A 25,610-nucleotide genomic window follows, 5' to 3' on the forward strand; every position below is an offset into this window, starting at 1 on the left:
CCGCCACCGCTCATGGTCAGGCCCGCAGCAGTTCGTTGATGCTGGTCTTGGAGCGCGTCTGCGCGTCCACGCGCTTGACGATGATGGCGGCGTACAGGCTGTAGCGCCCCCCGTCCTTGGGCAGCGAGCCCGAGATGACGACGGAGCCGGCCGGGATGCGGCCGTAGCTCACCGTGTCGGTCGCGCGGTCGTAGATCGGCGTGCTCTGGCCGATGTAGACGCCCATCGAGATGACCGAGTTCTCCTCGACGATGACGCCCTCGACCACCTCGGAGCGCGCACCGATGAAGCAGTTGTCTTCGATGATGGTCGGGTTGGCCTGCAGCGGCTCCAGCACGCCGCCGATGCCCACGCCGCCCGACAGGTGCACGTTCTTGCCGATCTGTGCGCAGGAGCCCACGGTGGCCCAGGTGTCCACCATCGCGCCTTCGTCCACGTAGGCGCCGATGTTCACGTACGAGGGCATCAGCACGACGTTCTTGGCCTGGAAGCTGCCGCGGCGCGCGACGGCCGGCGGCACGACGCGCACGCCGCTGGCGCGCAGCTGCTCGTCGCTCCAGCCGGCGTACTTGGTCGGCACCTTGTCGAAGAAGGTCAGGTCCTTGTCGCCCATCAGGCGGTTGTCGTTCAGCCGGAACGACAGCAGCACGGCCTTCTTGACCCACTGGTGCACCGTCCATTGGCCCACGCCCTCGCGCGTGGCCACGCGCAGGCGGCCGGCATCCAGTTCGGCGATGACATGCTCCACCGCCTGCCGCAGCTCGGGGGCGTTGGTCGGGTCCAGGGCCGCGCGGTTGTCCCAGGCGAGGTCGATCAGGCTTTGCAGGTCAGCGGTGTTCATGGGAGAGATTCGTGAAGGAAACGATGCGGCGGGCGGCTTCGAGACATTCGGCCTCGTCGGCGACCAGCGCCAGCCGGATGCGGCCGGCGCCGGGGTTGACGCCGTGGGCCTCGCGGGCCAGCAGGCTGCCCGGCAGGACGGCGAGATTGTATTGAGCGAGCAACCCTTGAGCGAAGGCGATGTCGTGACCGCCTGGTACAGCGGCCCACAGGTAGAAGCCGGCGTCGGGCAGCGCCACGTCCAGCACGTCCGCCAGCAGCGGCGTCACGTCGGCGAACTTTTGGCGGTAGCGCGCACGGTTCTCGACGACATGCGCCTCGTCCCCCCAGGCCGCGATGCTGGCGGCCTGCACCAGCGGGCTCATCGCGCTGCCGTGATAGGTGCGGTACAGCAGGAACTTCTTCAGCAGCGCGGCGTCGCCGGCCACGAAGCCCGAGCGCAGGCCCGGCACGTTGGAGCGCTTGGACAGTGACGTGAACGAGATCAGGTTGCGGAAGTCGCTGCGGCCCAGCTTGGCCGCGGCCTCCAGGCCGCCCAGCGGCGGCTCGTCGCGGAAGTAGATCTCCGAGTAGCACTCGTCGGACGCGATGACGAAGCCATGCCGGTCACTCAGCTCGAACAGCGCCTGCCATTCGGCCAGCGGCATCACCGCGCCGCTGGGGTTGCCGGGCGAGCAGACGTAGACCAGTTGCGTGCGCGCCCAGGTCGCGTCGTCGATCTGGCGCCAGTCCACGGCGAAATTGCGCGCCGGGTCGGCGTTCGCAAAGGCCACGCCGGCACCGGCCAGCAGCGCCGCGCCTTCGTAGATTTGATAGAAGGGGTTGGGGCAGACCACCGTGGCGCCAGGGCGGCTGGCGTCGACGACCGTCTGCGCGATGGCGAACAAGGCCTCGCGCGAGCCGTTGATGGGCAGCACCTGCGTCAGCGGGTCCAGCGAAAGACCGTAGCGGCGCGCCACCCACGCGGCCATGGCCTCGCGCAGCGCCGGCGTGCCGGCCGTGGCGGGATAGCTCGACAACCCTTTCATCGCGCCCTTGATGGCCTCCTCGACGAGGGCCGGTGCGGCATGGCGGGGCTCGCCCATGCCCAGCGAGATCGGCGCGTAGTCGGCATTCGGCGTGATGCCGGCGTTGAGCGTGCGCAGGCGCTCGAAGGGATAGGGCTGCAGCAGATCGAGCCGCGGATTGGCGAAAACACTCATGGCGGAATGATAGGTGGCGGGTGGGCTCCGGCGACTGCAACGGTGATGCCGGCAAGCTTCAGGAAGTCGTCAAACCGCGGGTCGGCCCGCCACGCGTCGAAGGCCGGGTCCACGCCCGCGCAGACGAGGTTGAAGTCGTGCAATTCGGCGGCGCATGCCAGCCAGTGCAGGCAGCCATCCACGTCGCCCAGCCGGGCGCTGACCATCGCAAGCTGGTAGGGCGGCGCGCGGCCTGCGTCGAAGTCGGCCCGCAGCGCGGTGAATGCCCGCATCGCCCCCGCGCGGTCGCCGGCCAGCGCCAGCGCCTGCGCCATGCCGCAGCGGCCGATGCTCAGCGCGGGCAGGCGCTCGGCCAGGTCGCGAAAGGCGGCCAGGCCCGCGTCGACGCGGCCGGCGTACAGATGCAGCGAGGCGGCCAGCGACTGGGCCACGAGCAGATGCGGCGACACGCTGAGCACGTCGTCGAAGACCCGGGCGGCGGCGGCGTAGCGGCGGGCGTACAGCTCGATCAGCCCTTCATGCGCGCGGTAGTGAAGCGACACCGGGTCCAGCGCGCGCGCCTCGGCATAGGCCGCCCGCGCGGCGTCGAAGCGGCCGCAGAACATCAGCATCCAGCCGTGTCGGGCATGCAGCCCGGCGGTGGGCGACAGTGCCAGCGCGCGCTGCACCTGGGCCAGCGCCTCGGGCCAGTGGCGGTCGTGGCTGAAGGCGATGGTGGCGAGCAGCCCGTGGGCCTCCGTCCGCTCGGCCAGAGCGAGCGACGGGTCCTTGAGCGCCGCATCGGCCGCCTCGCGGGCCGTCGGCATCACGCCCGGCGCGGGCAGCGCGGTCAGGCCGACGGAGAACACCAGGGCCGAGGCCTTCAGCACCAGCGCCGCGCCCAGCGCGGGCCGCAGCGCCAGCGCCTCGTCGGCCAGTTGCTGCGCGCGCTGGCTGCCGTCGACCGAACCCATGGCCAGCGCGGCCCGGCCCAGGCTGACCCGCTCCATGGCCGGCGCCCGGGCCGGGTCGGCCGGTGCGGCCCGCGGCTGCATCTGCAGCGCATAGCTGCCCACCGGCAGCGAGAACACCAGCTGCGCCTCGCGGCCTTCAGCCTCGTAGTAGGCCGCCAGCTTCTGCCGCAGCCGCCGCGCCTCCACGCGCACGATGGTGTCGCTGCGCGGGTCGAACAGGTCCGCGCGGCGGTGGAACACAGCCACGCCCAGCGCCATCTCGCGCTGGCCCGCCGTGTCGCCCGCCTGGGCCAGCTGGATCAGGTGGCGCAGGAAGCGCAGATGCCGCACGGCCCGCCGGAACGGGCCGCTGGCCGCGAGGCGTTGCAGCTCGCGCTCGATCAGCTCGGCGTCAACGGCGTGGGTCATGGCGGTCGGGAGTCGGCAGGCTTGGAGCATGCACCAAGCGGCCGGCTTGCGAACGCCGCCGGCGTCGGATCAGCCCAGCATGCCCGACTCGAACCCGTGGGCCGGCAGGTCCACGCGCGGCGCCGGCGTCCAGCCCGGCTTGCGGTGCTCGGCCACCACATTGGTGTAGATGCCGCCGCGCACGTACCACTTGGCCGTGATGCGGATGAAGCGCGGGTCGGTCACCTTGACGATGTCGTCGAGGATGGTGTTGGTGACCTTCTCGTGGAAGGCGCCCTCGTTGCGGTAGCTCCAGAAGTACATCTTCAGGCTCTTGAGCTCGACGCAGAGCTCATCCGCGATCATGTCGATCGTGAAGTGCGCGAAGTCGGGCTGGCCGGTCAGCGGGCAGTGGCAGGTGAACTCCGGCACCTGGAACTGGATGGTGTAGTCCCGCTCCGGGTTGGGGTTCGGGAACACCAGGATGTCCTTGCTGGGCTTGCTGGGCGGATTCGGGGGCATCTCGCGCATCTTGGGCTTCTTCTTGGGCGCGGGGGCGGCGGCGGACTTCTTGGTAGCCATGACGGCGAGCTTTCTGAAGCAATTTGACAGTAGGCGAATGCTATCATCCGGCCCCGTCAAAGCGCCATTGAAAGGCGCTTTTCTTTAGCCAAATCAAGGGCTTACGTCCAAGCTACATGCGGCTGAACTCGATCAAGCTCGCCGGCTTCAAATCCTTTGCAGAACCCACCACGTTCCAGTTGCCCGGGCAACTGGTCGGCGTCGTGGGGCCCAACGGCTGCGGCAAGTCCAACATCATGGACGCGGTGCGCTGGGTGCTGGGTGAGAGCAAGGCCAGCGAGCTGCGTGGCGAGTCCATGCAGGACGTCATCTTCAACGGCTCCGGCAACCGCAAGCCGGCCGGCCGCGCCAGCGTGGAACTGGTGTTCGACAACACCATCGCGCGCGCTGGCGGGCCTTGGAACCAGTTCACCGAGATCGCTGTCAAGCGCGTGCTGACGCGCGACGGCACCAGCAGCTACTTCATCAACAACCAGCCGGTGCGCCGCCGCGACGTGCAGGACGTGTTCCTCGGCACCGGCCTGGGGCCGCGCGCCTACGCCATCATCGGCCAGGGCACCATCTCGCGCATCATCGAGAGCAAGCCCGAAGAACTGCGCCTTTTTCTGGAAGAAGCGGCCGGCGTGTCCAAGTACAAGGAGCGCCGCCGCGAGACCGAGAACCGCCTCAAGGACACGCGCGAGAACCTGACCCGCGTCGACGACATCCTGCGCGAGCTCAACGCCAACCTGGAGAAGCTGGAGCGCCAGGCCGAGGTGGCGGCGAGCTATCGCAGCCTGCAGGACGCTGGCACGCTGAAGCTGCACCAGCTGTGGTTCCTGAAGGCGCGCGACGCCGGTACCGAAGCCGCGCGGGTCAAGGCGGCGCACGCTGAAGCCGTCAACGCGCTGGAGTCGCGCACGGCCGAATTGCGCGCCGTGGAGGCGACGCTCGAAGAGGTGCGCCAGGCGCACTACGCCGCGGGCGACGAGTTGCACAACAGCCAGGGCCGCTATGCCGAAGCCCAGCTCGAAGTGAGCCGGCTGGAGGAGCGCATCCGCTTCGTCGTCGAGAGCCGCACGCGTGCCCAGGCGCGGCTGGCCGAGCTGCACGCGCAGGACGGCCAGTGGCGCGAGCGCATCGAGCAGTCCACCGCCGAGCTGGAGGGCATCGCGGAGCAGATCGCCGGGGCCGACGAGCAGAGCGAGATCCTGAGCGCGCAGGCCGAGGAGCAGCAGGCGCAGCTGCCGCTGACGGAAGACGCCGTGCGCGCCGCGCAGGCGCGCGCCAACGAGCAGCGCACGCAGGTCACGCAGGTGCAGCAGCAGATCCAGGTGCTGGCCGCCGAGAGTCGCAGCGTGGACGAGCAGGCCAGGGCGCTGCGACAGCGCGAGGACCGGCTGACAGCCGAATCCCGCGCGCTGGGTGCGCCCGACCATGAGGCGCTGGAAGCGTTGAAAAGCCGCAGCGCCGAAGCCGACGAGGCGCGCGACCTGGCCGACGCCCGGCTGCAGGCGCTGGCCGAGCAACTGCCGCAGCTCGAAGACCAGCGCCGCACGCTGCAGCAGGACGCCAATGCGCAGCTCGCGAAGCAGTCCGACCTGACCGCCCGGCTGGAGGCGCTGAAGGCGCTGCAGGACAAGGTGCAGACCGAGGGCAAGCTCAAGCCCTGGCTGGCCAAGCATGGCCTCGATGGCCTGCAAGGCCTGTGGACCCGGCTGCACATTGCCCAGGGCTGGGAGAACGCGCTGGAAGCTGCGCTGCGCGAGCGCATGGGTGCGCTCAGCGTGGGCCGGCTGGACACGGTGCGGGCCTTCGAGTCCGACGCACCACCCGCGCGGCTGGCGTTCTATTCGACGCCGCCCGGCGCGATTGCGAACACGCACGAGACGCTGCCCAAGCTGTCCGCGCTGCTCAAGCTCGACGACGCCGGCCTGCTGGCGCTGCTGAACGACTGGCTGGAAGGCATCTACACCGCCGGCACGCTGGACGAGGCGCTGGCCGCGCGCGGCCGGCTGACCCACGGCGAGCTGATCCTGACGCCGGCGGGACATGCCGTCGGCCAGTTCTCGGTGACGTTCTACGCGCCGGACTCCGAGCAGGCCGGCCTGCTGGCGCGCGCGCAGGAGATCGAGCAGTTGACGCTGGCGCAGAAGGCGCAAGGCCTGATCGCGGAGGAAGCGCGGCTGGCGCTGGTCCGCATCGAGCACCAGTTCAACGACGCGAACGGGCGCCTGGCGACGCTGCGCCGCGAGGCCAGCGAGGCGCAGACGCGCGCGCACCAGATCCAGGTCGAACTGCTGCGCCTGACGCAACAGGCCGAGGCCAGCCAGCAGCGCCGCAGTGCACTGGATGCCGAGCTGGCCGAGATCGCCGGCCAGCAGGAGGCGCTGCAGGAGCGTCGCGCGGTCGGCGAGGCGCGCTTCGAGGAGCTGGACATCCAGCTCGGCGACGCGCAACAGCGCCATGCCGAGCTGGAAGACGGCACCATCGCCGCCGAGCGCAAGCTCAGCGATGCGCGCGAGCAGTTGCGCGCGCTGGAGCGGCGCGCGCAGGAAGCGCGCTTTGCGACGCAGGCACTGGCCGCCCGCCGCGGCGAACTGCAGCGCGGCATCGAGACGGCGCAGGCGCAGGTCACGCAGGTGGCCGCGTCGGCGGCCAGCCTGCAGACCGAGCTGGACACGCTGAACGACGCCGCCGCGCAGGCCGGCCTGCAGGACGCGCTGGCCTTGAAGGTCGAGCGCGAGCAGGCCTTGTCTGCCGTGCGCGCCAGCTACGACGACCTCTCGCTGCGCCTGCGCAAGGCCGATGAGCAGCGCATGACGTTCGAGCGCAGCCTGGACCCGCTGCGCGACGCCATCACCAAGCTGCAGCTCGAAGAGCAGGCCGCGCAGCTGGGCGGCGCGCAGTACCGCGAGCAGCTCGAAGCAGCCGCCGTGGACCTGGACGCGCTGGCGAAGTCGGTCGAGGAGAACAACGTCAAGCTCTACGGCCTGCAGGGCGAGATCGACCGCATCAACCGCGAGATCGCCGCACTCGGTGCGGTCAACCTGGCGGCGCTGGACGAACTGACGACGGCGCGCGAGCGCAAGACCTTCCTGGACTCGCAGTGCGCCGACCTGAACTCGGCCATCGGCACGCTGGAAGACGCGATCCACAAGATCGACCTGGAAACGCGCGACCTGCTGGGCGCGACGTTCAACCAGGTCAACAGCCACTTCGGCCGCATGTTCCCGGAGCTGTTCGGCGGCGGCGAGGCCCGGCTGGTCATGACCGGCGACGAGATCCTGGACGCCGGCGTGCAAGTCATGGCGCAGCCGCCGGGCAAGAAGAACAGCACCATCCACCTGCTCTCGGGCGGCGAGAAGGCGCTGACGGCGATTGCGCTGGTGTTCGCGATCTTCCAGCTCAACCCTGCGCCGTTCTGCCTGCTGGACGAGGTGGACGCGCCGCTGGACGATGCCAACACCGAGCGCTATGCCAAGCTGGTGTCGCAGATGAGCGCCGGCACGCAATTCCTCTTCATCTCGCACAACAAGATAGCGATGGAAATGGCTGAACAACTGATTGGCGTGACGATGCAGGAGCAGGGCGTGTCGCGCATCGTCGCGGTGGACATGGACAAGGCGCTGGCCCTGGCGGACGCCGCATGATGACCACCTCCCTGACCACGCTCCTGGCCATCGTCGGCGGCCTGGTGCTCGCCGTCATCATTGCGCACGGCGCCTGGACGGCGCGCAAGGCCGGCCCCAAGCGCGCGTTGCCGCCGCTGGAGGAGCCGCATTTCGATGCGCCGGCCACCGCCGAAACCGCGGCGGACGCCGACTCGCTGGAAGCGACGCTGCCCGCCGTCGGCCGCCCGATGCGCCGGCCTTCCGCCCGCATCGACGCGCTGATCGACGCCATCGCCACCATCACCGTCGAGCAGCCGGTCTCGGGCGAGTTGGCGCTGCAACACCAGCCCGGCAGCCGCCGCGCCGGCACCAAGCCGTTCCAGATCGAAGGGCTGAACGCCGCCACCGGCGACTGGGAGCTGCCCGCGCCGGGCGAGCGCTATGGCGAGTTCCAGGCCGGCCTGAAGATGGCCAACCGCAGCGGCGCGCTCAACGAGATCGAGTACTCGGAGTTCGTGCAGAAGATCCAGGCCTTTGCAGACGGCGTGGGCGGCTTCGTGCAGTTCCCGGACATGCTGGACGTCGTCGCCCGTGCGCGCGAGCTGGACCAGTTCGCCGCCGGCCACGATGCCCAGCTCGCGCTGCTGCTGCGCGCCCGGGGCGCCGCGTGGACGCCGGGCTTCGTGCAGCAGGCGGCCGGGCGCCATGGCTTCGTGGCCGGCGCGCTGCCGGGCCGGCTGGTGATGCCGTCGAGCGAGGAGGGCGCGCCGCCCGTGCTGACGCTGCAGTTCGACGCGCAGGCGGCGCTGGCCGAAGACCCCGAGGCCTTGTCGCTGCGCGAGCTGACGCTGGCGCTGGACGTGCCGCAGACACCGGCCGACGCCGAGCCGTTCGCCGCCTGGCAGGAAGCCGCGCGCGCGCTGGCCCGCGACCTGGAGGCCGAGGTCTGCGACGACCGCGGCCAGGTGCTGGGCCTGCACGCGTTCGCGGCCATCGACGTGGAGCTGAAGAAGCTCTACCAGGCGCTCGCCGAGCGCGACCTCGCAGCCGGCTCGCCCGCGGCCCGCCGCCTGTTCGATTGACATGGCGACGAGCCTGCTGCTGATCGGCCTGCTGATCCTGGGCAGTGCGTTCTTCTCGATGGCCGAGCTGTCGCTGGCCGCGTCGCGCCGGCTCAACCTGCAGCAGCGTGCCGACGCGGGTGACGCCCGCGCGGCCCGGGTGCTGGGCGTGCAGGCGCATCCGGGCGACTACTTCACCGTTGTGCAGATCGGCGTCAACACCGTCGCCATCCTGGCCGGCATCGTCGGCGAGGGCGCGTTCACGCCGCATTTCGAAGCCGCGCTGCGCCTGGTCGTGGCGCCCGAATTGGCGGCGACGCTGGGGTTCGCGGCGTCGTTCATCAGCATCACGTCGCTGTTCATCGTGCTGGCCGACCTGGTGCCCAAGCGCCTGTCGATGAGCGAGCCGGAGCGCGTCGCGATGGCGCTGGTGGGGCCGATGCTGCTGCTGTGCCGCCTGTTGCGGCCGCTGGCCTGGGCATTCAGCAGCCTCACCGAAGGCCTGATCCGCCTGCTGGGCCTGCCGGCCAAGCGCGACGAGACCATCAGCCACCGGGACATCCTGGCGCTGACCGAGGCGGGCTACCAGGCCGGCGTGGTGGCCGACGAGGAGCAGCAGGTCATCGCCAACGTGTTCGAGCTGGACACGCGCACCGTCGAGACGGTGATGACCCGCCGCGAGCGCATCGTGTTCTTCTCGCGTGACGACGACGACCCGCTGATCCGCACGCGCATCGCCGAGACGCCGCACTCCACCTACCTGGTGTGCGACGGCGAGATCGACCAGGTCGTGGGCTATGTGGACGCGACGGACCTGTTCCAGCGCGTGCTGCGCGACGAAGCCATCTCGCTGCGCGACCTCGCGCCGCTCGTGAAGAAGGTGCTCATCGTGCCGGACCGGTTGACGCTGTCCGAGATGCTGATGCAGTTCCGCGAGGCGCACGAGGACTTCGCCGTCATCGTCAACGAGTACAGCCGCGTCGTCGGCGTCGTCACGTTGAACGACGTGATGAACACCGTCATGGGCAGCCTGGTGGCCCCGAGCGACGAAGAGCAGATCGTGCGCCGCGAGGACGGCAGCTTCCTGGCCGACGGCATCACGCCCATCCCCGACGTGGAGCGCTCGCTGGGCATCGAGACCTGGCCGAACGCCGGCACCTACGACACGCTGGCCGGCTTCCTGATGGTCATGCTGCGCCGCATCCCGCGGCGCACCGACTGCGTGGAGTGGGAAGGCTGGCGCTTCGAGGTGGTGGACGTTGACAGCCACCGCGTCGACCAGGTCATGATCACACCGGTGGCGCCGCGGAATTGAGCGGCACCCGGGCCTGCTTCAGGCCCGCCTCAACCTGAACCTTGCGACGACCTCGGCCAGCGCTGCGGCCTGACTCTTCAGCGCCTCGGACGCGGCGGCGGATTCCTCCACCAGCGACGCGTTCTGCTGCGTCATCGTGTCGAGCTGCGTGACGGCCGTGTTGACTTCGGCCAGGCTCTGGGTCTGGTTCTGCACGCCGGCGCTGATCTCGGCGATGACCTGCGTCACGCGCTGCACCGCCGCCACCACCTCCTGCATGGTCGCGCCGGCATCCGCCACTTGGCGCGAGCCGGCCTCTACATGCGCGACCGAGCCGGAGATCAACGTCTTGATCTCGCGCGCCGCCTGGGCGCTGCGCTGCGCCAGCGTGCGCACTTCGGCGGCCACGACGGCGAAGCCGCGTCCCTGCTCGCCAGCACGGGCGGCCTCGACCGCCGCATTCAGCGCCAGGATGTTGGTCTGGAAGGCGATGCCGTCGATGACGCCGATGATGTCGGCGATCTTGCGCGAGGACTGCTGGATGGCGTCCATCGTGCGGATGACCTCGCCCACCGCCACCCCGCCGCGTGCGGCCACGCCGGAGGCGCCCGAGGCCAGGCGGTTGGCCTCGCCGGCCGAGCTGGCGTTGGCCTGAGCCGTGTCGGTGATGTGGTGCATGGCCGCGGCGGTCTGCTCCAGGCTGGCTGCCGCTTCCTCGGTGCGGGTGGACAAGTCCAGGCTGCCCGCCGAGACCTCGCCGCTGGCCGTGGCGATCGCGTCGGCGCTGCTGCGCACCGTGCTGATGGATTCGTGCAAGGCCTGCTGCATGCGGCCCAGGCCGCGCAGCAGGTCGCCGAGTTCATCGCCAAGGCTGCTGTGGACATCGGCCGTCAGGTCGCCACCGGCAATGCGCTCGGTCGCGGCGGCCGCTTGCTGCAGCGGCTGGGTGACGGAGCGCGTCATGCGCCAGGCCACCAGCGAGCCGAGAGCCAGCGCGACGGCCACCATGCTCCAGATGCCCCACAGCACCGCGCTGTAGCTGCCCATCGCGTCGGCGCGGGCCTGCCGGGCGCCGGCACCGTTGATGTCGATGAGCTTGTGCACTGCCTCGGTGCTGGCCCGGAACTGCTTGCGCGAGTCGCCGCGGATCACAGCCACGGCTTCGTCGGACTTGCCCGCGCTGACCAGCGCATTGATCTTGGCCTGGCCCGCCCTGTAGGCCTCCAGCGTGCCTTGAAAGGTCTGGAAGGGCAGCTTTTCATCCGCGCTCAGCAGCGCGCTGTAAGCCTTGAGCAGCGGCGCCAGCACCTCCCATTGCTGGGCGATGCGCTGCTGCTCGGCGGCCATCTCGTCGGCCGAACCGCCCAGCGCCAATTGCAGCTCCGCGCGGCGCATCTGGTTCAGCGCCTCGTTCATGCCCGCCAGTTGCTGGGTGCTGGCCAGCCAGTTGTCCGCCAGGTCCAGCACATTGGCCTGCACCCGGGCAACACGGCTGGTGGCAAAGCCGCCCATGAGCAGCATCAGCGCCAGCAGCACCCCGAAACCGACGGCCATGCGCGGCCCCACCCGAAGATTCGACAGCATCGCGCTCTCCCTTCGACCCGACCCAGGCCGCGAGCCATCATGGCAGCTGTGCCCTGACGAGACAATGCCGCTCATGAGCTCCGCACCAAAAGATCGCGCCGCCGAGCTGCGCGCCCAGCTGAACCACCACGCCCACCTGTACTACGTGCTCGATGCGCCCGAGCTGCCGGACGCGGAGTACGACAAGCTTTTTGCCGAGCTGCAGGCCATCGAGGCCGCTCACCCCGCGCTGCTGACGCCCGATTCGCCCACGCAGCGCGTCATCGGCGCCGTGCTGCCGGGCCTGACGCCGGTGCGTCACATCGTGCCCATGCTGTCCATCACGACCGAGACCGACACGACGGAAGGTGGCGCCATCGCCTTCGACGCCCGCGTGCGCCGTGAGCTGGGGCTGACCGAGGCCGACCCGCCGGTGGAGTACGCCGCCGAGCTGAAGTTCGATGGCCTGGCGATGAACCTGCGCTATGAGCACGGCGTGCTGGTGCAGGCCGCGACGCGCGGCGATGGCGAGACGGGCGAGGACGTCACGCAGAACGTGCGAACGATCGGCCAGATCCCGCTGCGGCTGAAGGGCGCCAACGAGGACACGCCCGCGGTGCTGGAAGTGCGCGGCGAGGTCTACATGCGCCGCGACGACTTCGAGAAGCTCAATGAGCGCCAGCGCGAGCGCGGCGACAAGACCTTCGTGAACCCGCGCAACACGGCGGCCGGCGCGATCCGCCAGCTCGACCCGGCGCTGGTGCGCCAGCGGCCGATGTCCTTCTACGCCTACGGCCTGGGCGAGGTGCAGGGCTGGGACATCCCCGCCACGCACGCCGGGCTGCTGGACGCGCTGGCCGCGTTCGGCCTGCCGGTCAACGCCGACCGTGTCGTGGCCCAGGGCGCGCGCGGCCTGGTCGAATTCCACCAGGCCATGGCCGCCAAGCGCGACCAATTGCCTTTCGACATCGACGGCGTCGTCTACAAGGTCAACTCGCGCGAGCTGCAGGCGCGGCTGGGGTTCAAGACCCGCGAGCCGCGCTGGGCCGTCGCGCACAAGTACCCCGCACAGGAGCAGGTCACCACGCTGCTGGCCATCGACATCCAGGTCGGCCGCACGGGCAAGCTGACGCCGGTGGCGCGGCTGGAGCCAGTGTTCGTGGGTGGCACCACCGTCAGCAACGCGACGCTGCATAACCTGTTCGAGATGCGCCGCAAAGGCGTTCGCGTGGGTGACCAAGTCGTCATCCGCCGCGCGGGCGACGTGATCCCGGAAGTGGTAGGCCGTGTGCCCGGCGAGCGCGCCCACTACGTGCCCAACTTCCGCATGCCGCGCGCCTGCCCCGTCTGCAAGAGCGCCGCGGTGCGCGAGCGCGGCGGCATGGACTACCGCTGCACGGGCGGCGTGTTCTGCCCGGCGCAGCGCAAGCAGGCCCTGCTGCACTTCGCCGGCCGCCGCGCGATGGACATCGAGGGCCTGGGCGACAAGCTGGTCGAGCAGCTCGTGGACGCGGGCATCGTGCAGAGCCTGCCGGGGCTGTACAAACTCGGCGTCGCCAAGCTCGCGGCGCTGGACCGCATGGCCGAGAAGAGCGCGCAGAACCTGGTCGATGCGCTGGAGAAGAGCAAGTCGCCCACGTTGGCCCGCTTCCTGTTCTCGCTGGGCATCCGCCAGGTCGGCGAGACGACGGCCAAGGACCTGGCCCGCCACTTCGGCACGCTGGACAAGCTGATGAGCGCCAGCGTGGAGCAGTTGCTGGAGGTGCCCGACGTGGGCCCCATCGTCGCGGCCAGCATCCACACCTTCTTTGCCCAGCCGCACAACGTCGAGGTCGTCGAGCAGTTGCTGGCCGCCGGCGTGGCGCCCAAGGAAAGCGAAGGCGAGGGCGACGACCGGCCGCGCCCGCTGCTGGGCAAGACGCTGGTGCTGACCGGCACGCTGCCCACGCTGTCCCGCGACGAGGCGCAGGCGCTCATCGAGGCCGCGGGCGGCAAGGTCAGCGGCTCGGTGTCCAAGAAGACGAGCTACGTCATTGCCGGCGAAGAGGCCGGCAGCAAGCTGGAGAAGGCCCGCACGCTCGGTGTTACCGTGCTGGACGAAGCGGGGCTGCGGACGCTGCTCCAGGATCAAGGCTGAGTCACGATCTCCAGGAGCGCCGACGATGAAGATGCCGCCGATCTGCCTGCCACGCTGGCCCCTGGCGCTGGTGCTGCTGCTGCCGCTGGCGGCGTGGGCGCAGGTCCAGACGCCGCCAGCGCCGGCGGTTGCCTGCAGGCAACTGGTGGCCTCCGGCAACCCGCAATACCCGCCCTACCTGTGGCGCAGCGCCGAGAACGAGAACCGGTTGGTCGGCGCCAATGCCGAGATGCTGGCCTGGCTGTCCAAGGAACTGGGGCTGGCCATCGAGTCGCGCTACGTGGGGCCCTGGGGCCGGGTGCAGGAGGAGATGCGCGCCGGCCGCATCGACCTGATCGCCGGTGCCTTCCTGACGATGGCGCGCACCGAGTACATGGATTACTTCTACCCTGCGCTGCGCGAGACGCGCTCGGTGGTGCTGGTGCGCGACGGCAGCCGCCTCGATTACCGGCGCTGGAGCGACCTGGCGTCGCTGCAGGGTGTCACCGTCATTGGCAACAGCTTCGGCGAGGACTTCGACCGCTACGCGCGCGACCACCTGAACATCTCCCAGGTGGCGAGCCTGGAGCGGGCGCTGCAGATGCTGCAGCGCTCGCGCGTCGACTACCTGGTCTACGAGGACAGCCCGGCCGCCGCCTACCAGGCGCGGTTGAACATCGACGGCATCAAGCCGCTGCAGGTTGCCGTGGCCAGCGAGCCGCTGTACCTGACGCTGTCGCACCGCTCGGCCTGCAACACGCCGGAGATGCGCGGCCGCATCGCCCGCGCCATGTTCACGCTGGCGCGCCAGGGGCTGATGAATGGCTGGGTGGAGAAAAGCATCCAGCTCTGGAAGCGGACGAGCCCCTGAGCGGCGCGCGTCGTCAGCCGCCGCGGCTTGCCGGCCGGGGCTGCAGCAGGTCGGACCGGGCCCAGTCGGGCTTGGTCTCGAACAGGTGGTCGATGAAGGCGCGTGTCTTGGCCGGCATCAGCCGGCGGCTGGCCGTCAGCAGGTGCACGGGCAGCGGTTCGTAGCGCCAGTCGGGCAGCACCGGCACCAGCGTGCCGGCCTCCAGGTCCGAGGCCACCATGCCGTACGGGAAGCTGCCGATGCCACCGCCGGCCCGCGTCAGCGCCAGCACCAGGCCGATGGAATTGGCCTCCAGCGGCCCGTTCAGTTCGATCTCGATGGTCTGGCTGCCGTTCTGCAGCCGGCGCTTGTGCGCGTCCTTGGCCTGCGTCATGACGACGAAATCGTGCCCGGCCAGGTCGGCCGGCGTCAGCGGCGCGGGCCGGGCCTGCAGGTACACGGGGCTGGCATACAGCCCGCGCTCCATCGTCATGAACTGTCGCGCCACCAGCTCCGGCTCGTCCACGGCGCCCATGCGCACGGCCACGTCGTAGGGCTCGTTGAAGAGGTCCACGCGGCGCGGCGTGGTGTCGACCTCCAGCGCCACCTTCGGGTAGCGGCGCACGAAGCGGGCGAAGCTCTCGGCCAGCAGCAGCATCGCGAACTCCGCGGGCACCGACACGCGCAGCCGGCCCTGTGGCGTGGTCTCGCGAGCGGCCAGCCAGTCGCGCGTCTCGGCGATGTCCTCGTCGTGGCGGCTGGCGCGCTCGGCGAGTTGTTCGCCCAGCTCCGTCAGCGTCATGCGGCTGGCGCCGGGCACGAACAGTCGCGCACCCACGGACGTCTCCAGCGCCGCCAGGCGCCGGCTCAACGTGGCCTTGGGCAGGTCAAGCTGGCGCGAGGCCGCGGACAGCGAGCCCGCGCGCCGGACCTGGGCCAGCAGGAGGAGGTCGTCGATCTTCATGGGTGGATGGTCGCGTTGGATGTCGTTTTATTCCGTTTCGTTTCCGGAACGGTGCGTTTGAATTTTGCGGCTATTCACCGGAAATGGAACTCTCTACAGTCGCGGCCATCATGTCAATGCCCCGTCTGCTCCAGCCGCAACGGCACCGCATCGGCGCCGGCTTCCAGGCCGAGGGCTGGCGCGAGCCGCTGGCGCTGCTCGACCCGTTCATCATGGTCGACCACTTCCGCATGAGCGAGGCGACGTTCGCGCCGCACCCGCACGCGGGCTTCTCGGCCGTGACCTACCTGTTCGACGACTCGGCCACCGGCCTGGTCAGCCGCGATTCCCTGGGGGGTGAACACGCCATCCCGCCTGGCGGCCTGCACTGGACGCTGGCTGGCCGCGGCCTCATGCACGACGAGTTCCCCGCCGAGACCGGCCGCGAGGCCCATGGGCTGCAGATCTTCGTGAACCTGCCGGCCGAGCAGAAGCTGCGTGCGCCCGCCGTCATGCACCTGGCGCCGCAGCAGATGCCGCGCCGCGTGGGCGACGGCTGGCAAGCCGTGCAGGTGTTCGGCGGCACTGCCGAGCTGGCGCTGCCCTGGCCCACGGCGCTGGCCATCGTCGATGTCGAGGCCGGTGCCACGTTCGACTTTGTCTTGCGCGATGGCGAGCAGGGCTTCGCCGTCGTCATCCACGGCAGCGGCGAGAGCGGCGGCCTGCCACTGTCCGGCGGCCGCGCATTGAGCCTGCCGCTGGCGGGCCGCGCGCCGATCGTCGCTGACGAGGCGCTGCGCCTGGCCTGCTTCGCCGGCCGGCCGCTGCAGGAGTCCATCGTGCGCCACGGCCCCTTCGTCATGAGCGACGAAGGGCAGGTCGTGGCCGCGCTCCAGCGCTTCCAGTCGGGCGGCATGGGCCGCCTCAGCCCCAGAACAATCCCAAGCACTCACAACAAGGACACCCTGTCATGAACGCTCCGCAACAGAACGCCGCGCCCAAGCCTGCTGACACCGGCAAGAAGAGCGGCCCGCCGCTGCCGCTGCTCGTCATCGGCGCCGTGCTGCTGATCGGCGGCATCGGCCTGGGCGGGCGCATGTGGTGGCGCAGCCAGCACTTCGTCGAGACCGACAACGCCTTCGTCTCCGGCCGCATCCACCCGGTCGCCACGCGCGTGGCCGGCGTCGTCACCGAGATGCGCATGCAGGACAACGCGGTCGTCAAGACCGGCGACGTGCTGCTGCGCCTGGACCCGGCGGACGCGGCCGTGCAGGTCGAGCGGCTGAAGGCGCAGATCGCGCAGGCGGACGCGGCCATCGCCACCAGCGCCGCGCAGATCGCCCAGGCCAGGGCCCAGGCTGCCGCGACCGGCTCGCAGGTCACGCAGGCCGAGGCCGTGCTGGCCCGCACCGAGCTGGAGGCCAAGCGCAGCCAGGCGCTGTTCGGCGCCGAACTGCGCGCGACCAGCAAGCAGGAACTGGATGCCTCGCTCGCCGCGCGCGACGTGGCCCGCGCCGACCTGGCCGCCCGCAAGGCCAGCTCCGCCGCGGCCCGGGAGGTCATCGTCGCCGCCGAGAGTACGCGCCAGTCCGCCAACGCGCAGAAGACGGCCGCGCAGGCGCAGCTGAAGGACGCGCAGAACCAGCTCGGTTACGTGGAGCTGCGCGCGTCCAGCGACGGCCGCATCGGCAAGCGCACGGTGGAGGTGGGCCAGCGCGTGCAGGCTGGCCAGCAGCTCGCGGCCATCGTCGAGCCCGAGGTCTGGATCACCGCCAACTTCAAGGAGACGCAACTCTCGCGCATGAAGCCGGGGCAGCGGGTGCACGTGAAGGTCGACGCCTTCCCGGGCCAGGACTTGATCGCCAAGGTCGACAGCTTTGCGCCGGCCTCGGGCGCCAGCTTCGCGCTGCTGCCGCCCGACAACGCCACCGGCAACTTCACCAAGATCGTGCAGCGCGTGCCGGTCAAGCTGGTGTTCGAGCCCGAGAGCCTGAAGGCGCTGGGCGAGCAGGCGTCGCGCATCGTGCCAGGCCTGTCGGTGCAGGTCGAAGTCGAGATCGCCGAATAACATGAATCGGCCCCCACGCTCTCTTCGTTCGCTGCCCCCCGAGGGGGCGTCAGCGGCTTCGGACGGCCGTGCGCCGCTTGCGCCATGAGTCCCGTTCAACTGCCCCCGCCGCCCGGGAGCAAGGTGCCCATGCGCACCTGGCTGGCCGTGCTGGCCAGCCTGCTCGGCGCCTTCATGGCGGTGCTGGACATCGCCATCACGAACTCGTCGCTCAGAGACATCCTCGGCGCGCTGTCCGCCACGCAGGAGGAGGGCTCCTGGATCTCCAGCGCCTACCTGGTGGCCGAGATCGTCGTCATCCCGCTGGCGGGTTTCCTCGCCACCGTGTTCTCCACGCGGCTGTACCTGACGGTCAACGTGCTGCTGTTCCTGATGTTCAGCACGCTGTGCGGCATGGCCTGGAGCCTGGAGAGCATGATCGTCTTCCGCGCGATGCAGGGCTTCACCGGCGGCGTCATGATCCCGATGGCGATGACGCTGGTCACGCGCAAGCTGCCGCTGAACAAGCGGCCCATCGGCCTGGCGCTGTTCGGCATGACCGCCACGCTGGCGCCCACGCTGGGCCCGACGGTGGGCGGCTACCTGACCGAGCTGTACGGCTGGCCCAGCATCTTCTACATCAACTGGGTGCCGGGCATCCTGCTGATCCTGGGCGTGAGCTGGGGCCTGGACAAGGAGCCGCTGCAGCTGGACCTGCTGAAGAAGGTCGACTGGCTGAGCGTCGCCGCCATGGCCATCGGCCTGGGCTCGCTCACCGCGATGCTGGAGGAGGGCAACTCCAAGGACTGGTTCCAGAGCTCCTTCATCATCACGGCCGCCGTGCTGGCGGTGGGCGGCATCTACGTCTGGGCCTGGCGTGGCCTGACGCGGTCCAACACCTTCATCGACCTGCACATCTTCGGCCGGCCCAGCTTCCTGATCGCGGCGGTCATCGCGTTCACGACCGGCATGGGCCTGTACGGCTCGGCGTTCATCCTGCCGCTGTACCTGGGCCAGATCGCCAACTACACGCCCATGCAGATCGGCCTGGTCATCATGTGGATGGGCCTGCCGCAGCTGTTCATCATGCCGTTCGCGGCCAAGCTGTCCACCAAGCTGGACAACCGCGTGATGATGAGCCTGGGCCTGGCGCTGTTCGCGGCGTCCTGCTTCATGAACACCCACATGAGCGCCGACACCGCCGGCCCGGAGCTGATCGCCGCGCAGATCGTGCGCGCACTGGGCCAGCCGCTCATCATGATCACGCTGACCAACTTCGCCATCAACGGCATCCCGCCGCAGCTGCTGCCCAGCGCGTCCGGCATGTTCAACATGATGCGCAACCTGGGCGGCTCGGTCGGCATCGCCACGCTGGCCACGCTGCTGACCAACCGCGAGCACCTGCACAGCAACCGCATCGGCGAGGCCGTCAGCCTGTACGACCCCGCCACGCAGGCGCGGCTGGACGCACTGGCGCAGAACTTCGCCGCCAAGGGGGCCGACCTGGCCGCCGCGCAGGACATGGCCTTGCGCGCGCTGGACGGCACCGTGCGCCGCGAGAGTTTCATCATGGCCTACAACGACGCCTTCCTGATCCTGGGCATCGCGCTGTTCGCCTGCGTGGGCATCGTGTGGCTCAGCAAGAAGGTCCTCGGCGGCGCGGGCGCGGCCGAAGCCGCCCATTGAATTCGGGAGATCGACAAATGATCCAACTCAAGACTGTCCTCACCCTCGTCGCCACGGCCGCATTGGCTGCCTGCACGACGCTGGGCCCCAACTACCAGGCGCCCGCCGCCAACGCGCCCGCCGCCTACCGCGCGGCCGCCGCGGTGGCCGGTGCCGAGCTGCAACGCGACTGGTGGCTGATGTTCGGCGACGCGCAGCTCAACGCGCTCCAAGCCCAGGCGCTGCAGGCCAGCCCCACGCTGGCCGCCGCGCTGGCGCGTGTGGAACGCGCCAAGGCCGTGTACGGCGCCACGCGGGCCGACGAGCTGCCGCGCCTGGACGTCACGGCCGGCGAGACCGGCCTGCGCACGTCGGCCAAGTCCGTCACCACGCCGGTGCTGGGCGGCCAGGCCATCACCTTCGAAGGCTGGCAGACCACGCTGCAGGCCAACCTGAGCTGGGAGATCGACCTCTGGGGCCGCGTCAAGCGCCAGGCCGAGTCCGCCCAGGCCCAGCTGGACGCGTCCACGCTGGACGCCGCCGCCGCCCGCGTCGCGCTGACGGCCGACGTGGCCGCCGCCTACTGGCAATGGCGCGCGCTGGCCGACGAAGCGGCGGCCCTGCAACGCCTGCGCGACAGCCGCGCCAAGGCCTTCAAGGTCGCGCAGACCCGCTTCGACGCGGGTTCGTCCACCACGCAGGACCTGGAGCGCGTGCGTGCCGAGCTGGCCTCGGCGGACGCCGACGTCGCCGACCTGCCGCGCCGCCAGGCGCTGGTGGCCAACCAGATCGCCGCGCTGACCGGCCAGGCCGCGGCCGAGCTGAAGCTGCAAGCGGTGCCCATGGCCGCCCCGCCCGCCATCCGCGCGGGCCTGCCGTCCGAGCTGCTGCAGCGCCGCCCGGACCTGGCCCAGAGCCTGGCGCAACTGCATGCTGCCACGGCGCAGGTCGGCATCGCCGAAGCGGCGTTCTACCCGTCCATCCGCCTGACCGGCAGCTTCGGCTACCAGAGCAAGGACCTGAGCGACCTGATCTCGGCCCCCGCGCGCCTGTACAACTTCGGCCCCGGCATCTCGCTGCCGATCTTCGAAGGCGGCAGGAACAAGGCCAACCTGGCCGGCGCCAAGGCGCAGGTCGACGAGTCGCTCGCCGCCTTCCGCGGCCGCATGCTGCAGGCGCTGCGCGAGGTGGACGACGCGCTCGCCGAACTGCAGGGCCGCGCGAATGTCGTGGACGCCCAGAACCGCACGCTGGCCTCCAGCGGCGAGGCGCTGAAGGTGGCCAAGAGCCGCTACGACCAGGGTGCCGTCAGCTACCTCGACGTGACCGAGGCCGAGCGCACGCCGCTGGCGACCGAGCGCGCGCTGGCTCAACTGCGCGGCGCGCAGTGGGCGGCCACGGCGCAGTTGGTGAAGGCGCTGGGGGGCGGGTGGACGGCCGTCAGCGGTGGTTGAGCGTCAGTGCGGTTTCGGCACGGCATGGCAGCGGGCTGCCAGCCACGCCGCAGCGGCCGATATGGAAGCCTCCAGCGAGATGCGTTCGTCAGGCACCAGCCGGCCTGTGTAGGTACGGCCGGCCGCATCGGCGAACCTGCTCGTCTCAAGCATCAGCGTGCTGCCGTCCCGCAATTTCACGGGTTTGTTGGCCGTCGTCAGGCCCGCTGTGGGCTGACCGAAGAATCGGACTCCGGGCACGGACTTCAGCGCGATGGCCACGGCCTCACCGGAACTGGCTGTGCTGGGACCAATGACCACGGCCACAGGAAGTTTGATGGCGCGCTGAGCGGTACGCAGAGGGAGCTTCATAGACTCACCGCCCGACGAAATGCGGTCACGATTCCGGATCCACGGCGTTGATTGGTCGACCCTGTCGATGAATTGGCCAATGGTGCCCTCGGGAAGCAATTCCGCCATGGCGGCCAGCATGGGCCACATGTTGCCGCCGGAGTTGAAGCGCAAATCGATGATCCAGCCGCATTGGGGCTTTGCGCGGCGCAACGCCTTGGCGCCGGCAGCCGCGTAAATGTTGGAATCGCTCTCGGTTGCCGAGCCGAATGGCGGCAATGCCAGCACCGAAACCTCGCGAGAGAGCGTGTGCAGTTCGGGCTGCGGAAATGATGCGACCGTCGGCCTGACCTCCGCTGCATCCCTTGGCGGCGCGGGCATGAAGGTGCTGTGCTGGTCGCCCAGGCGATGCAGCATCAGCTTGCCGATGGCACGGGCTTCGTTCGGATCATCGGAGTTGCGCTCCGGGCTCTGGCTGATGATTTCCTGCAGCATGGGCTCCGATGAGGGGGTGTAGCGCAGAGACTCCGCCTGAATCGCCGCCATGATTTCGGCGAGCAGGGGTGAAATCGGTGCCGCTGCCTGTGCTGCAGTCGCCTGCGGGAGTTCGAGCTGCATCTGCCCGGCCTCCACGGTTGCACTGCCCGAAATCAGCACGCCCACGCGCAACCGGACGGCATCGTTCGGGATGTAGAGGCTGATCTTGTGCTCGCGCCAGGGGCTGGTTGCGGTCACCCGGTGATCGGCCATGTTTTCCAATGAGAGGGTGTTGCCCTGCGCGTCATCTGCGCGAAGCCAAAGGCCTACGCTGTGCGGCTCGTCGCCAGTCACCTTCAGCCAGCCGTGCAATCGCATGACTTTGCCTCGGTAGTCCTGGGCATCCACGAACTGCAGAATGCCACCCAGGCCGCTGCGGTTGCGGACGATGGCTTTGGCAGGCATGCCTTCGGGCAGTTCCTCGTCGCTGCGAATGGCACTTGCAACCGCGGGATCGCCAAACAGCCGCCAGGGGGCGATGGATGCGCCAGAGGACGCGGAAAAATCATTGTTGCGAAGCCCCGCACCATGAGCCAGTGCCACCAGCACAGTGAAGGCAACTCCGGCCAGCAGGTGTCGATTCCGCATGACGCTCCTTGTGGGTATGCCTCAGCAGGCGAGCAATGCCTGGGCCATCCGCGCCGCCGCACCGCGATGCTCAGCGGAAAACTTGAGAGCACGTTGATTCATCGTCTGACGTATGAAGGCGCCGCCACACAGCACCACGCCCCTGGCGACGGCGTCTTGCATCGATGCACAGCGTTCCGCCGCGCCTGCCGCCACCGCCAGCTCCGTCGCCTCGGCGAAGTTGAACGTGTGCGGCCCCGCCAGCACCGGGCAGCCGCAGGCCGCCGCCTCGATGAGGTTCTGGCCGCCCAGCGGCGCGAAGCTGCCGCCGAGCAGGGCGACGCTGGCAAGGCCGTAGTACAGCGGCATCTCGCGCATGGAGTCGCCCAGCCAGACGTCGGCCGCGCACGCGGAGGCGGGCGGTTCGTCGGCCCAATCGCTGCGCCGCGCGAGCGTGAGGCCCGCGCCTTCGACCAGCGCGGCCACCTCGTCGAAGCGCTGCGGATGGCGCGGCACGAGGGCCAGCAGCGGGCGAGGAGCCGGCTGCTTCACCCATTCGGCCAGCAGTGCGGCTTCCTCGCCTTCGCGGCTGACGGCCAGCATCAGCACCGGCCGGCCGACCTGCGCCGCCCAGGCCTGGCCACGGGCGATCATCGCGGGGTCCACGGCGATGTCGTACTTCAGGTTGCCGGCCACCTCCACGCGCGTGGCGCCCATCGCGCGGATGCGGGCAGCGTCGGCCTCGGTCTGCGCCAGCACCAGGCGCATGCGGCGCGCGGCGGGGCGCATCAGCGCGGCCAGCCGCAGGCCTTGCCGCAGGCTCTTCTCCGACAACCGCGCGTTCGCCAGCACCATGGGCAGGCGGGCCAGTTCGGCCTCGCGCTGCAGCACCGGCCACACCTCGGTTTCCATCAGCACGCCGACGCGCGGCTGCCAATGGCGCAGGAAGCGTCGCACGGCACCAGGCGTGTCGTAGGGCAGCCAGGCCAGCGCGTCGCCCTGGCCCAGGCTTGGCAGCAGCGCCTGCGCCGCCTCGCGGCCGGTGGCGGTGGAGTGCGTCAGCAGGATGCGCAGCGACGGCTCGCGCTCGCGCAGCGCTTGGATGAGCGCACTGGCGGCGCGCGTCTCGCCCAGCGACACGGCATGGATCCACAGCCGACCGCGCGCCGGGCGGGGGCCGGCGTAATAGCCCAGCCGTTCGCGCAGCGCCTGGCGGTACAGCGGCTCCCTGTCGCCACGCCGCCACAGCCGCAGCAGGTAGAAAGGAGTCAGCAGCCACAGCGTGGCCGCGTACAGGGCCAGCGCCAGGCCTGCGGGCATCAGCCGTTCTTCCTCGCCAGTTGCTGCGCGGCGCGCAGGCGTCGCATGACGGGCTCGTTGAGCTGGCGGGCGGCCGGTGTCCACAGCCGCACCTGGCGGTCGATCTCGGTCTGCAGCCGGGCGGCCGTGGCAGCGTCGTCGATCGCCAGCGCCCACATCAGGTACTCGGCGTTGGCCTCGAAGCTGGCGTAGCGGCCCACCGCGGCCTCGAAGCTTTCACGCGCTTCGGCCGTGCGGCCGGTGCTGGCGTAGGCGCGGGCGAGCAGCAGCAGCACCTGGTCGGCCCGGAAGGTTGGCCGCTCGGCCTTCAGCATTTCCAGATGCGGCAGCGCGGCGTCGAAACGGCCGATCTCGACATAGGCACGCGCCGCGCCGAAGCGGATGTCCGGGTCGCTGGCGAACGGGCCCTGCAGCGCTGCCTCGTAGGCCTGTGCCGCCTCGGCGGCCTCGCCGGCGTTGAGCAGCGCCTCGGCCAGGCGCATCTGGTTCTGCGCCGACGGCGACACGTCGAAGGCGGCGCGTGCCTCGCGCACGTCGCGGCCCGGGTCCATCGCCCGAGCCGCCACCGTGACGGCCCGGCGCGCGCCGCGATCCAGCCGCGAGTTGGGCAGGTAGATGGCGAAGAAGTACACCACGCTGCCCAGCAGCGGGAACATGAACAGGATGAACAGCCAGTACAGTGGCTGGCCGCTGCGCACGACGTGGACCGCGCACAGCAGCGCGATCAGGATGTGCAGGCCTCCGATCAACGGCATGTCAGTTTCTCCGCATCGCTGATTTCGGGCCGAGCGCCGGGCCGCTCCCAAGCCGGCCCGCGCTGGCGATGTGCTTGCGGCTCGATGCCGCAAGCATCGTCGTCCCCTCGGGGGACCGGCCAAGGTACGCCTTGGACGAGGGGCTCATCAGTGCCCGGCGGCGAAGGTGGCGTCCGGCTTCACGCGCTTGAGCTGCGCCAGCACGTCGTGCTGAATGCGTTCCAGCGCCTCGGGCGTGTGGCCCTCGAAGCGCAGCACCAGCACCGGCGTGGTGTTGGACGGGCGGATCAGGCCGAAGCCGTCGGGGAACTCGATGCGCAGGCCGTCGATGGTGACGATCTCGCTGGCGCCGGGGAAGTCGGCCAGCGTGACCAGGGCCTTCAGGTTCTTCACGACCTCGTGGTGCTCGCCTTCGGCGCAGGGCACGTTGATCTCGGGCGTGTTGAAGCTGTTGGGCAGGGCCTTGAGCACGGCGCTCGGGTCCTTGGCCCGCGACAGGATCTCCAGCATGCGGCCGGCCGTGTACATCGCATCGTCGAAGCCGTACCAGCGCTCGTTGAAGAAGATGTGGCCCGACAGCTCGCCGGCCATGGGCGCGCCGGTCTCCTTCAGCTTGGCCTTGGCCAGCGAGTGCCCCGTCATCCACATCAGCGGCTTGCCGCCGTGCTTCTTGATCCACGGCGCCAGGCGCTGCGTGCACTTCACGTCGAAGATGATCTGCGCGCCCTTGCGGCGCTTCAGGATGTCGGCGGCCAGCAGCATGATCTGGCGGTCCGGCATGATCATCTCGCCGTCACGGGTGACGATGCCGAGGCGGTCGCCGTCGCCGTCGAAGGCCAGGCCCAGTTCGGCGCCGGTGGCGTGCACGATGCGCTTGAGGTCTTCCAGGTTCTCGGGGCGGCTGGGATCGGGATGGTGGTTGGGGAAGTCGCCATCCACCTTGGAGAAGATGTCGATGACGTCGCAGCCCAGCGCACGCAGGATGGCGGGCGCCGACGCACCGGGGATGCCGTTGCCGCTGTCCACGACGATCTTCATCGGCCGGGCCAGCTTGCAGTCGTTGACGACGCGGGCCGTGTACTCGGGCACCACGTCCATCTTGGCGACGCGGCCGCGGCCCTTGGCGTAGTCCTCGGCCTCGATGCGGCGCTGCAGGCCCTGGATCTGCTCGCCGTAGACGGCGGCGCCCTTCAGCACCATCTTGAAGCCGTTGTAGTCCTTGGGGTTGTGGCTGCCCGTGACCATGATGCCGGAGCTGCAGCCGTGCTGGCCGCGCGTGGCGGCGACGTAATAGAGCATGGGCGTGGTCACGGCGCCGATGTCGACGACGTCCAGCCCGGTGCTGCGCAGCCCGCGGATCAGCGCGGCGACCAGGGCAGGGCCCGACACGCGGCCGTCGCGGCCCACGGCCACGGCCTTCTCGCCCAGCGCCTTGGCCTCGGTGCCGAACGCGCGACCCAGATGTTCGGCAAGCGCCTCGTTCAAGGTCTGGCCGACGACGCCGCGGATGTCGTAAGCCTTGAAGATGGACGCGTGAACCTGCATGGATGC

The 25,610-nt window shown here is 70.0% G+C and carries 19 protein-coding genes; 9 read left to right on the forward strand and 10 right to left on the reverse strand.

Features of this window, described 5'->3' with window-relative positions:
* Window positions 1-16: 16 nt before the first annotated feature.
* The 4 genes from dapD to queF form a co-directional block, all read right to left on the reverse strand.
* Window positions 17-841 (reverse strand): 2,3,4,5-tetrahydropyridine-2,6-dicarboxylate N-succinyltransferase, encoded by an 825-nt coding sequence (dapD, locus tag ACO07H_RS12775; RefSeq protein WP_422014665.1) that lies wholly within the window; start codon window positions 839-841, stop codon window positions 17-19.
* Window positions 828-2,042: a succinyldiaminopimelate transaminase gene (gene dapC / locus ACO07H_RS12780; RefSeq protein WP_422014667.1), complete on the reverse strand. Its 1,215-nt coding sequence runs from the start codon at window positions 2,040-2,042 to the stop codon at window positions 828-830. Before dapC ends, dapD begins: the two co-directional genes overlap by 14 nt.
* Window positions 2,039-3,403 (reverse strand): hypothetical protein, encoded by a 1,365-nt coding sequence (locus tag ACO07H_RS12785; RefSeq protein WP_422014669.1) that lies wholly within the window; start codon window positions 3,401-3,403, stop codon window positions 2,039-2,041. Before ACO07H_RS12785 ends, dapC begins: the two co-directional genes overlap by 4 nt.
* Before the next feature lie 69 nt (window positions 3,404-3,472).
* Window positions 3,473-3,904 (reverse strand): preQ(1) synthase, encoded by a 432-nt coding sequence (gene queF, locus ACO07H_RS12790; protein WP_422018636.1) that lies wholly within the window; start codon window positions 3,902-3,904, stop codon window positions 3,473-3,475.
* A 176-nt stretch (window positions 3,905-4,080) separates the two neighbouring features.
* On the opposite strand from queF, the gene smc reads away from it, so the two are divergent.
* The 3 genes from smc to ACO07H_RS12805 are packed head-to-tail and all read left to right on the forward strand — an operon-like array spanning window position 4,081 to window position 9,933.
* On the forward strand, window positions 4,081-7,596 hold the full coding sequence (gene smc / locus ACO07H_RS12795; protein ID WP_422014671.1) for a chromosome segregation protein SMC: 3,516 nt from the start codon (window positions 4,081-4,083) through the stop codon (window positions 7,594-7,596).
* Entirely contained in the window at window positions 7,593-8,639 is a 1,047-nt protein-coding gene (locus tag ACO07H_RS12800; RefSeq protein WP_422014673.1) for a cell division protein ZipA C-terminal FtsZ-binding domain-containing protein, read from the forward strand. Before smc ends, ACO07H_RS12800 begins: the two co-directional genes overlap by 4 nt.
* A complete protein-coding gene (locus tag ACO07H_RS12805) occupies window positions 8,635-9,933 on the forward strand; it encodes a hemolysin family protein (protein WP_422018637.1) in 1,299 nt (432 codons plus the stop codon). The genes ACO07H_RS12800 and ACO07H_RS12805 overlap by 5 nt, the downstream gene beginning before the upstream one ends.
* Before the next feature lie 18 nt (window positions 9,934-9,951).
* On the opposite strand, the gene ACO07H_RS12810 is transcribed toward ACO07H_RS12805, so the two are convergent.
* On the reverse strand, window positions 9,952-11,496 hold the full coding sequence (locus ACO07H_RS12810) for a methyl-accepting chemotaxis protein (RefSeq protein ID WP_422014675.1): 1,545 nt from the start codon (window positions 11,494-11,496) through the stop codon (window positions 9,952-9,954).
* A 64-nt stretch (window positions 11,497-11,560) separates the two neighbouring features.
* On the opposite strand from ACO07H_RS12810, the gene ligA reads away from it, so the two are divergent.
* Window positions 11,561-13,612, forward strand: a complete 2,052-nt coding sequence (gene ligA / locus ACO07H_RS12815; RefSeq protein ID WP_422014677.1) for an NAD-dependent DNA ligase LigA — start codon at window positions 11,561-11,563, stop codon at window positions 13,610-13,612.
* 25 nt (window positions 13,613-13,637) lie between these two features.
* The gene (locus tag ACO07H_RS12820; protein ID WP_422014679.1) at window positions 13,638-14,462 is read left to right on the forward strand and encodes a substrate-binding periplasmic protein; all 825 of its coding nucleotides are present in this window, start codon (window positions 13,638-13,640) and stop codon (window positions 14,460-14,462) included.
* 13 nt (window positions 14,463-14,475) lie between these two features.
* Here the strand turns inward: ACO07H_RS12820 and ACO07H_RS12825 are convergent, their stop codons facing one another.
* Window positions 14,476-15,405 carry a LysR substrate-binding domain-containing protein gene (locus ACO07H_RS12825; RefSeq protein WP_422014681.1) on the reverse strand — a complete coding sequence of 310 codons (930 nt, stop codon included), beginning with the start codon at window positions 15,403-15,405 and terminating at the stop codon, window positions 14,476-14,478.
* 116 nt (window positions 15,406-15,521) lie between these two features.
* Here ACO07H_RS12825 and ACO07H_RS12830 point away from each other — a divergent pair, with 116 nt between their 5' ends.
* The 4 genes from ACO07H_RS12830 to ACO07H_RS12845 all read left to right on the forward strand — a co-directional run bounded on the left by ACO07H_RS12830 (window position 15,522) and on the right by ACO07H_RS12845 (window position 20,550).
* The gene (locus ACO07H_RS12830; protein WP_422014683.1) at window positions 15,522-16,358 is read left to right on the forward strand and encodes a pirin family protein; all 837 of its coding nucleotides are present in this window, start codon (window positions 15,522-15,524) and stop codon (window positions 16,356-16,358) included.
* Complete coding sequence (locus ACO07H_RS12835) at window positions 16,355-17,452, forward strand: HlyD family secretion protein (RefSeq protein WP_422014685.1); 1,098 nt, start codon at window positions 16,355-16,357, stop codon at window positions 17,450-17,452. Before ACO07H_RS12830 ends, ACO07H_RS12835 begins: the two co-directional genes overlap by 4 nt.
* 129 nt (window positions 17,453-17,581) lie before the next feature.
* The gene (locus ACO07H_RS12840) at window positions 17,582-19,117 is read left to right on the forward strand and encodes a DHA2 family efflux MFS transporter permease subunit (RefSeq protein ID WP_422014687.1); all 1,536 of its coding nucleotides are present in this window, start codon (window positions 17,582-17,584) and stop codon (window positions 19,115-19,117) included.
* Window positions 19,118-19,134: 17 nt separating this feature from the next.
* On the forward strand, window positions 19,135-20,550 hold the full coding sequence (locus tag ACO07H_RS12845; protein WP_422014689.1) for an efflux transporter outer membrane subunit: 1,416 nt from the start codon (window positions 19,135-19,137) through the stop codon (window positions 20,548-20,550).
* A gap of 3 nt (window positions 20,551-20,553) precedes the next feature.
* Here ACO07H_RS12845 and ACO07H_RS12850 read toward each other — a convergent pair whose 3' ends face one another.
* The 4 genes from ACO07H_RS12850 to ACO07H_RS12865 all read right to left on the reverse strand — a co-directional run bounded on the left by ACO07H_RS12850 (window position 20,554) and on the right by ACO07H_RS12865 (window position 25,604).
* Window positions 20,554-22,005, reverse strand: a complete 1,452-nt coding sequence (locus ACO07H_RS12850) for a S41 family peptidase (protein ID WP_422014691.1) — start codon at window positions 22,003-22,005, stop codon at window positions 20,554-20,556.
* A 21-nt stretch (window positions 22,006-22,026) separates the two neighbouring features.
* The gene (locus ACO07H_RS12855; protein WP_422014693.1) at window positions 22,027-23,304 is read right to left on the reverse strand and encodes a 3-deoxy-D-manno-octulosonic acid transferase; all 1,278 of its coding nucleotides are present in this window, start codon (window positions 23,302-23,304) and stop codon (window positions 22,027-22,029) included.
* Complete coding sequence (locus ACO07H_RS12860) at window positions 23,304-24,059, reverse strand: tetratricopeptide repeat protein (protein ID WP_422014695.1); 756 nt, start codon at window positions 24,057-24,059, stop codon at window positions 23,304-23,306. Before ACO07H_RS12860 ends, ACO07H_RS12855 begins: the two co-directional genes overlap by 1 nt.
* Before the next feature lie 147 nt (window positions 24,060-24,206).
* Window positions 24,207-25,604 carry a phosphomannomutase/phosphoglucomutase gene (locus ACO07H_RS12865; protein WP_422014697.1) on the reverse strand — a complete coding sequence of 466 codons (1,398 nt, stop codon included), beginning with the start codon at window positions 25,602-25,604 and terminating at the stop codon, window positions 24,207-24,209.
* Between the last annotated feature and the right edge of the window lie 6 nt (window positions 25,605-25,610).

The organism is Roseateles sp. (assembly GCF_965229315.1).
Taxonomy (GTDB): Bacteria; Pseudomonadota; Gammaproteobacteria; order Burkholderiales; family Burkholderiaceae_C; genus Pelomonas.

What these genes read in the sequence shown, in the direction of transcription:
- dapD (WP_422014665.1), bottom strand. Translation starts at nt 841, where the DNA reads ATGAACACCGCTGACCTGCAAAGCCTGATCGACCTCGCCTGGGACAAC.
- dapC (WP_422014667.1), bottom strand. Translation starts at nt 2,042, where the DNA reads ATGAGTGTTTTCGCCAATCCGCGGCTCGATCTGCTGCAGCCCTATCCC.
- ACO07H_RS12785 (WP_422014669.1), bottom strand. Translation starts at nt 3,403, where the DNA reads ATGACCCACGCCGTTGACGCCGAGCTGATCGAGCGCGAGCTGCAACGC.
- queF (WP_422018636.1), bottom strand. Translation starts at nt 3,904, where the DNA reads ATGCCCCCGAATCCGCCCAGCAAGCCCAGCAAGGACATCCTGGTGTTC.
- smc (WP_422014671.1), top strand. Translation starts at nt 4,081, where the DNA reads ATGCGGCTGAACTCGATCAAGCTCGCCGGCTTCAAATCCTTTGCAGAA.
- ACO07H_RS12800 (WP_422014673.1), top strand. Translation starts at nt 7,593, where the DNA reads ATGATGACCACCTCCCTGACCACGCTCCTGGCCATCGTCGGCGGCCTG.
- ACO07H_RS12810 (WP_422014675.1), bottom strand. Translation starts at nt 11,496, where the DNA reads ATGCTGTCGAATCTTCGGGTGGGGCCGCGCATGGCCGTCGGTTTCGGG.
- ligA (WP_422014677.1), top strand. Translation starts at nt 11,561, where the DNA reads ATGCCGCTCATGAGCTCCGCACCAAAAGATCGCGCCGCCGAGCTGCGC.
- ACO07H_RS12820 (WP_422014679.1), top strand. Translation starts at nt 13,638, where the DNA reads ATGAAGATGCCGCCGATCTGCCTGCCACGCTGGCCCCTGGCGCTGGTG.
- ACO07H_RS12825 (WP_422014681.1), bottom strand. Translation starts at nt 15,405, where the DNA reads ATGAAGATCGACGACCTCCTCCTGCTGGCCCAGGTCCGGCGCGCGGGC.
- ACO07H_RS12830 (WP_422014683.1), top strand. Translation starts at nt 15,522, where the DNA reads ATGCCCCGTCTGCTCCAGCCGCAACGGCACCGCATCGGCGCCGGCTTC.
- ACO07H_RS12835 (WP_422014685.1), top strand. Translation starts at nt 16,355, where the DNA reads ATGAACGCTCCGCAACAGAACGCCGCGCCCAAGCCTGCTGACACCGGC.
- ACO07H_RS12840 (WP_422014687.1), top strand. Translation starts at nt 17,582, where the DNA reads ATGCGCACCTGGCTGGCCGTGCTGGCCAGCCTGCTCGGCGCCTTCATG.
- ACO07H_RS12845 (WP_422014689.1), top strand. Translation starts at nt 19,135, where the DNA reads ATGATCCAACTCAAGACTGTCCTCACCCTCGTCGCCACGGCCGCATTG.
- ACO07H_RS12850 (WP_422014691.1), bottom strand. Translation starts at nt 22,005, where the DNA reads ATGCGGAATCGACACCTGCTGGCCGGAGTTGCCTTCACTGTGCTGGTG.
- ACO07H_RS12855 (WP_422014693.1), bottom strand. Translation starts at nt 23,304, where the DNA reads ATGCCCGCAGGCCTGGCGCTGGCCCTGTACGCGGCCACGCTGTGGCTG.
- ACO07H_RS12860 (WP_422014695.1), bottom strand. Translation starts at nt 24,059, where the DNA reads ATGCCGTTGATCGGAGGCCTGCACATCCTGATCGCGCTGCTGTGCGCG.
- ACO07H_RS12865 (WP_422014697.1), bottom strand. Translation starts at nt 25,604, where the DNA reads ATGCAGGTTCACGCGTCCATCTTCAAGGCTTACGACATCCGCGGCGTC.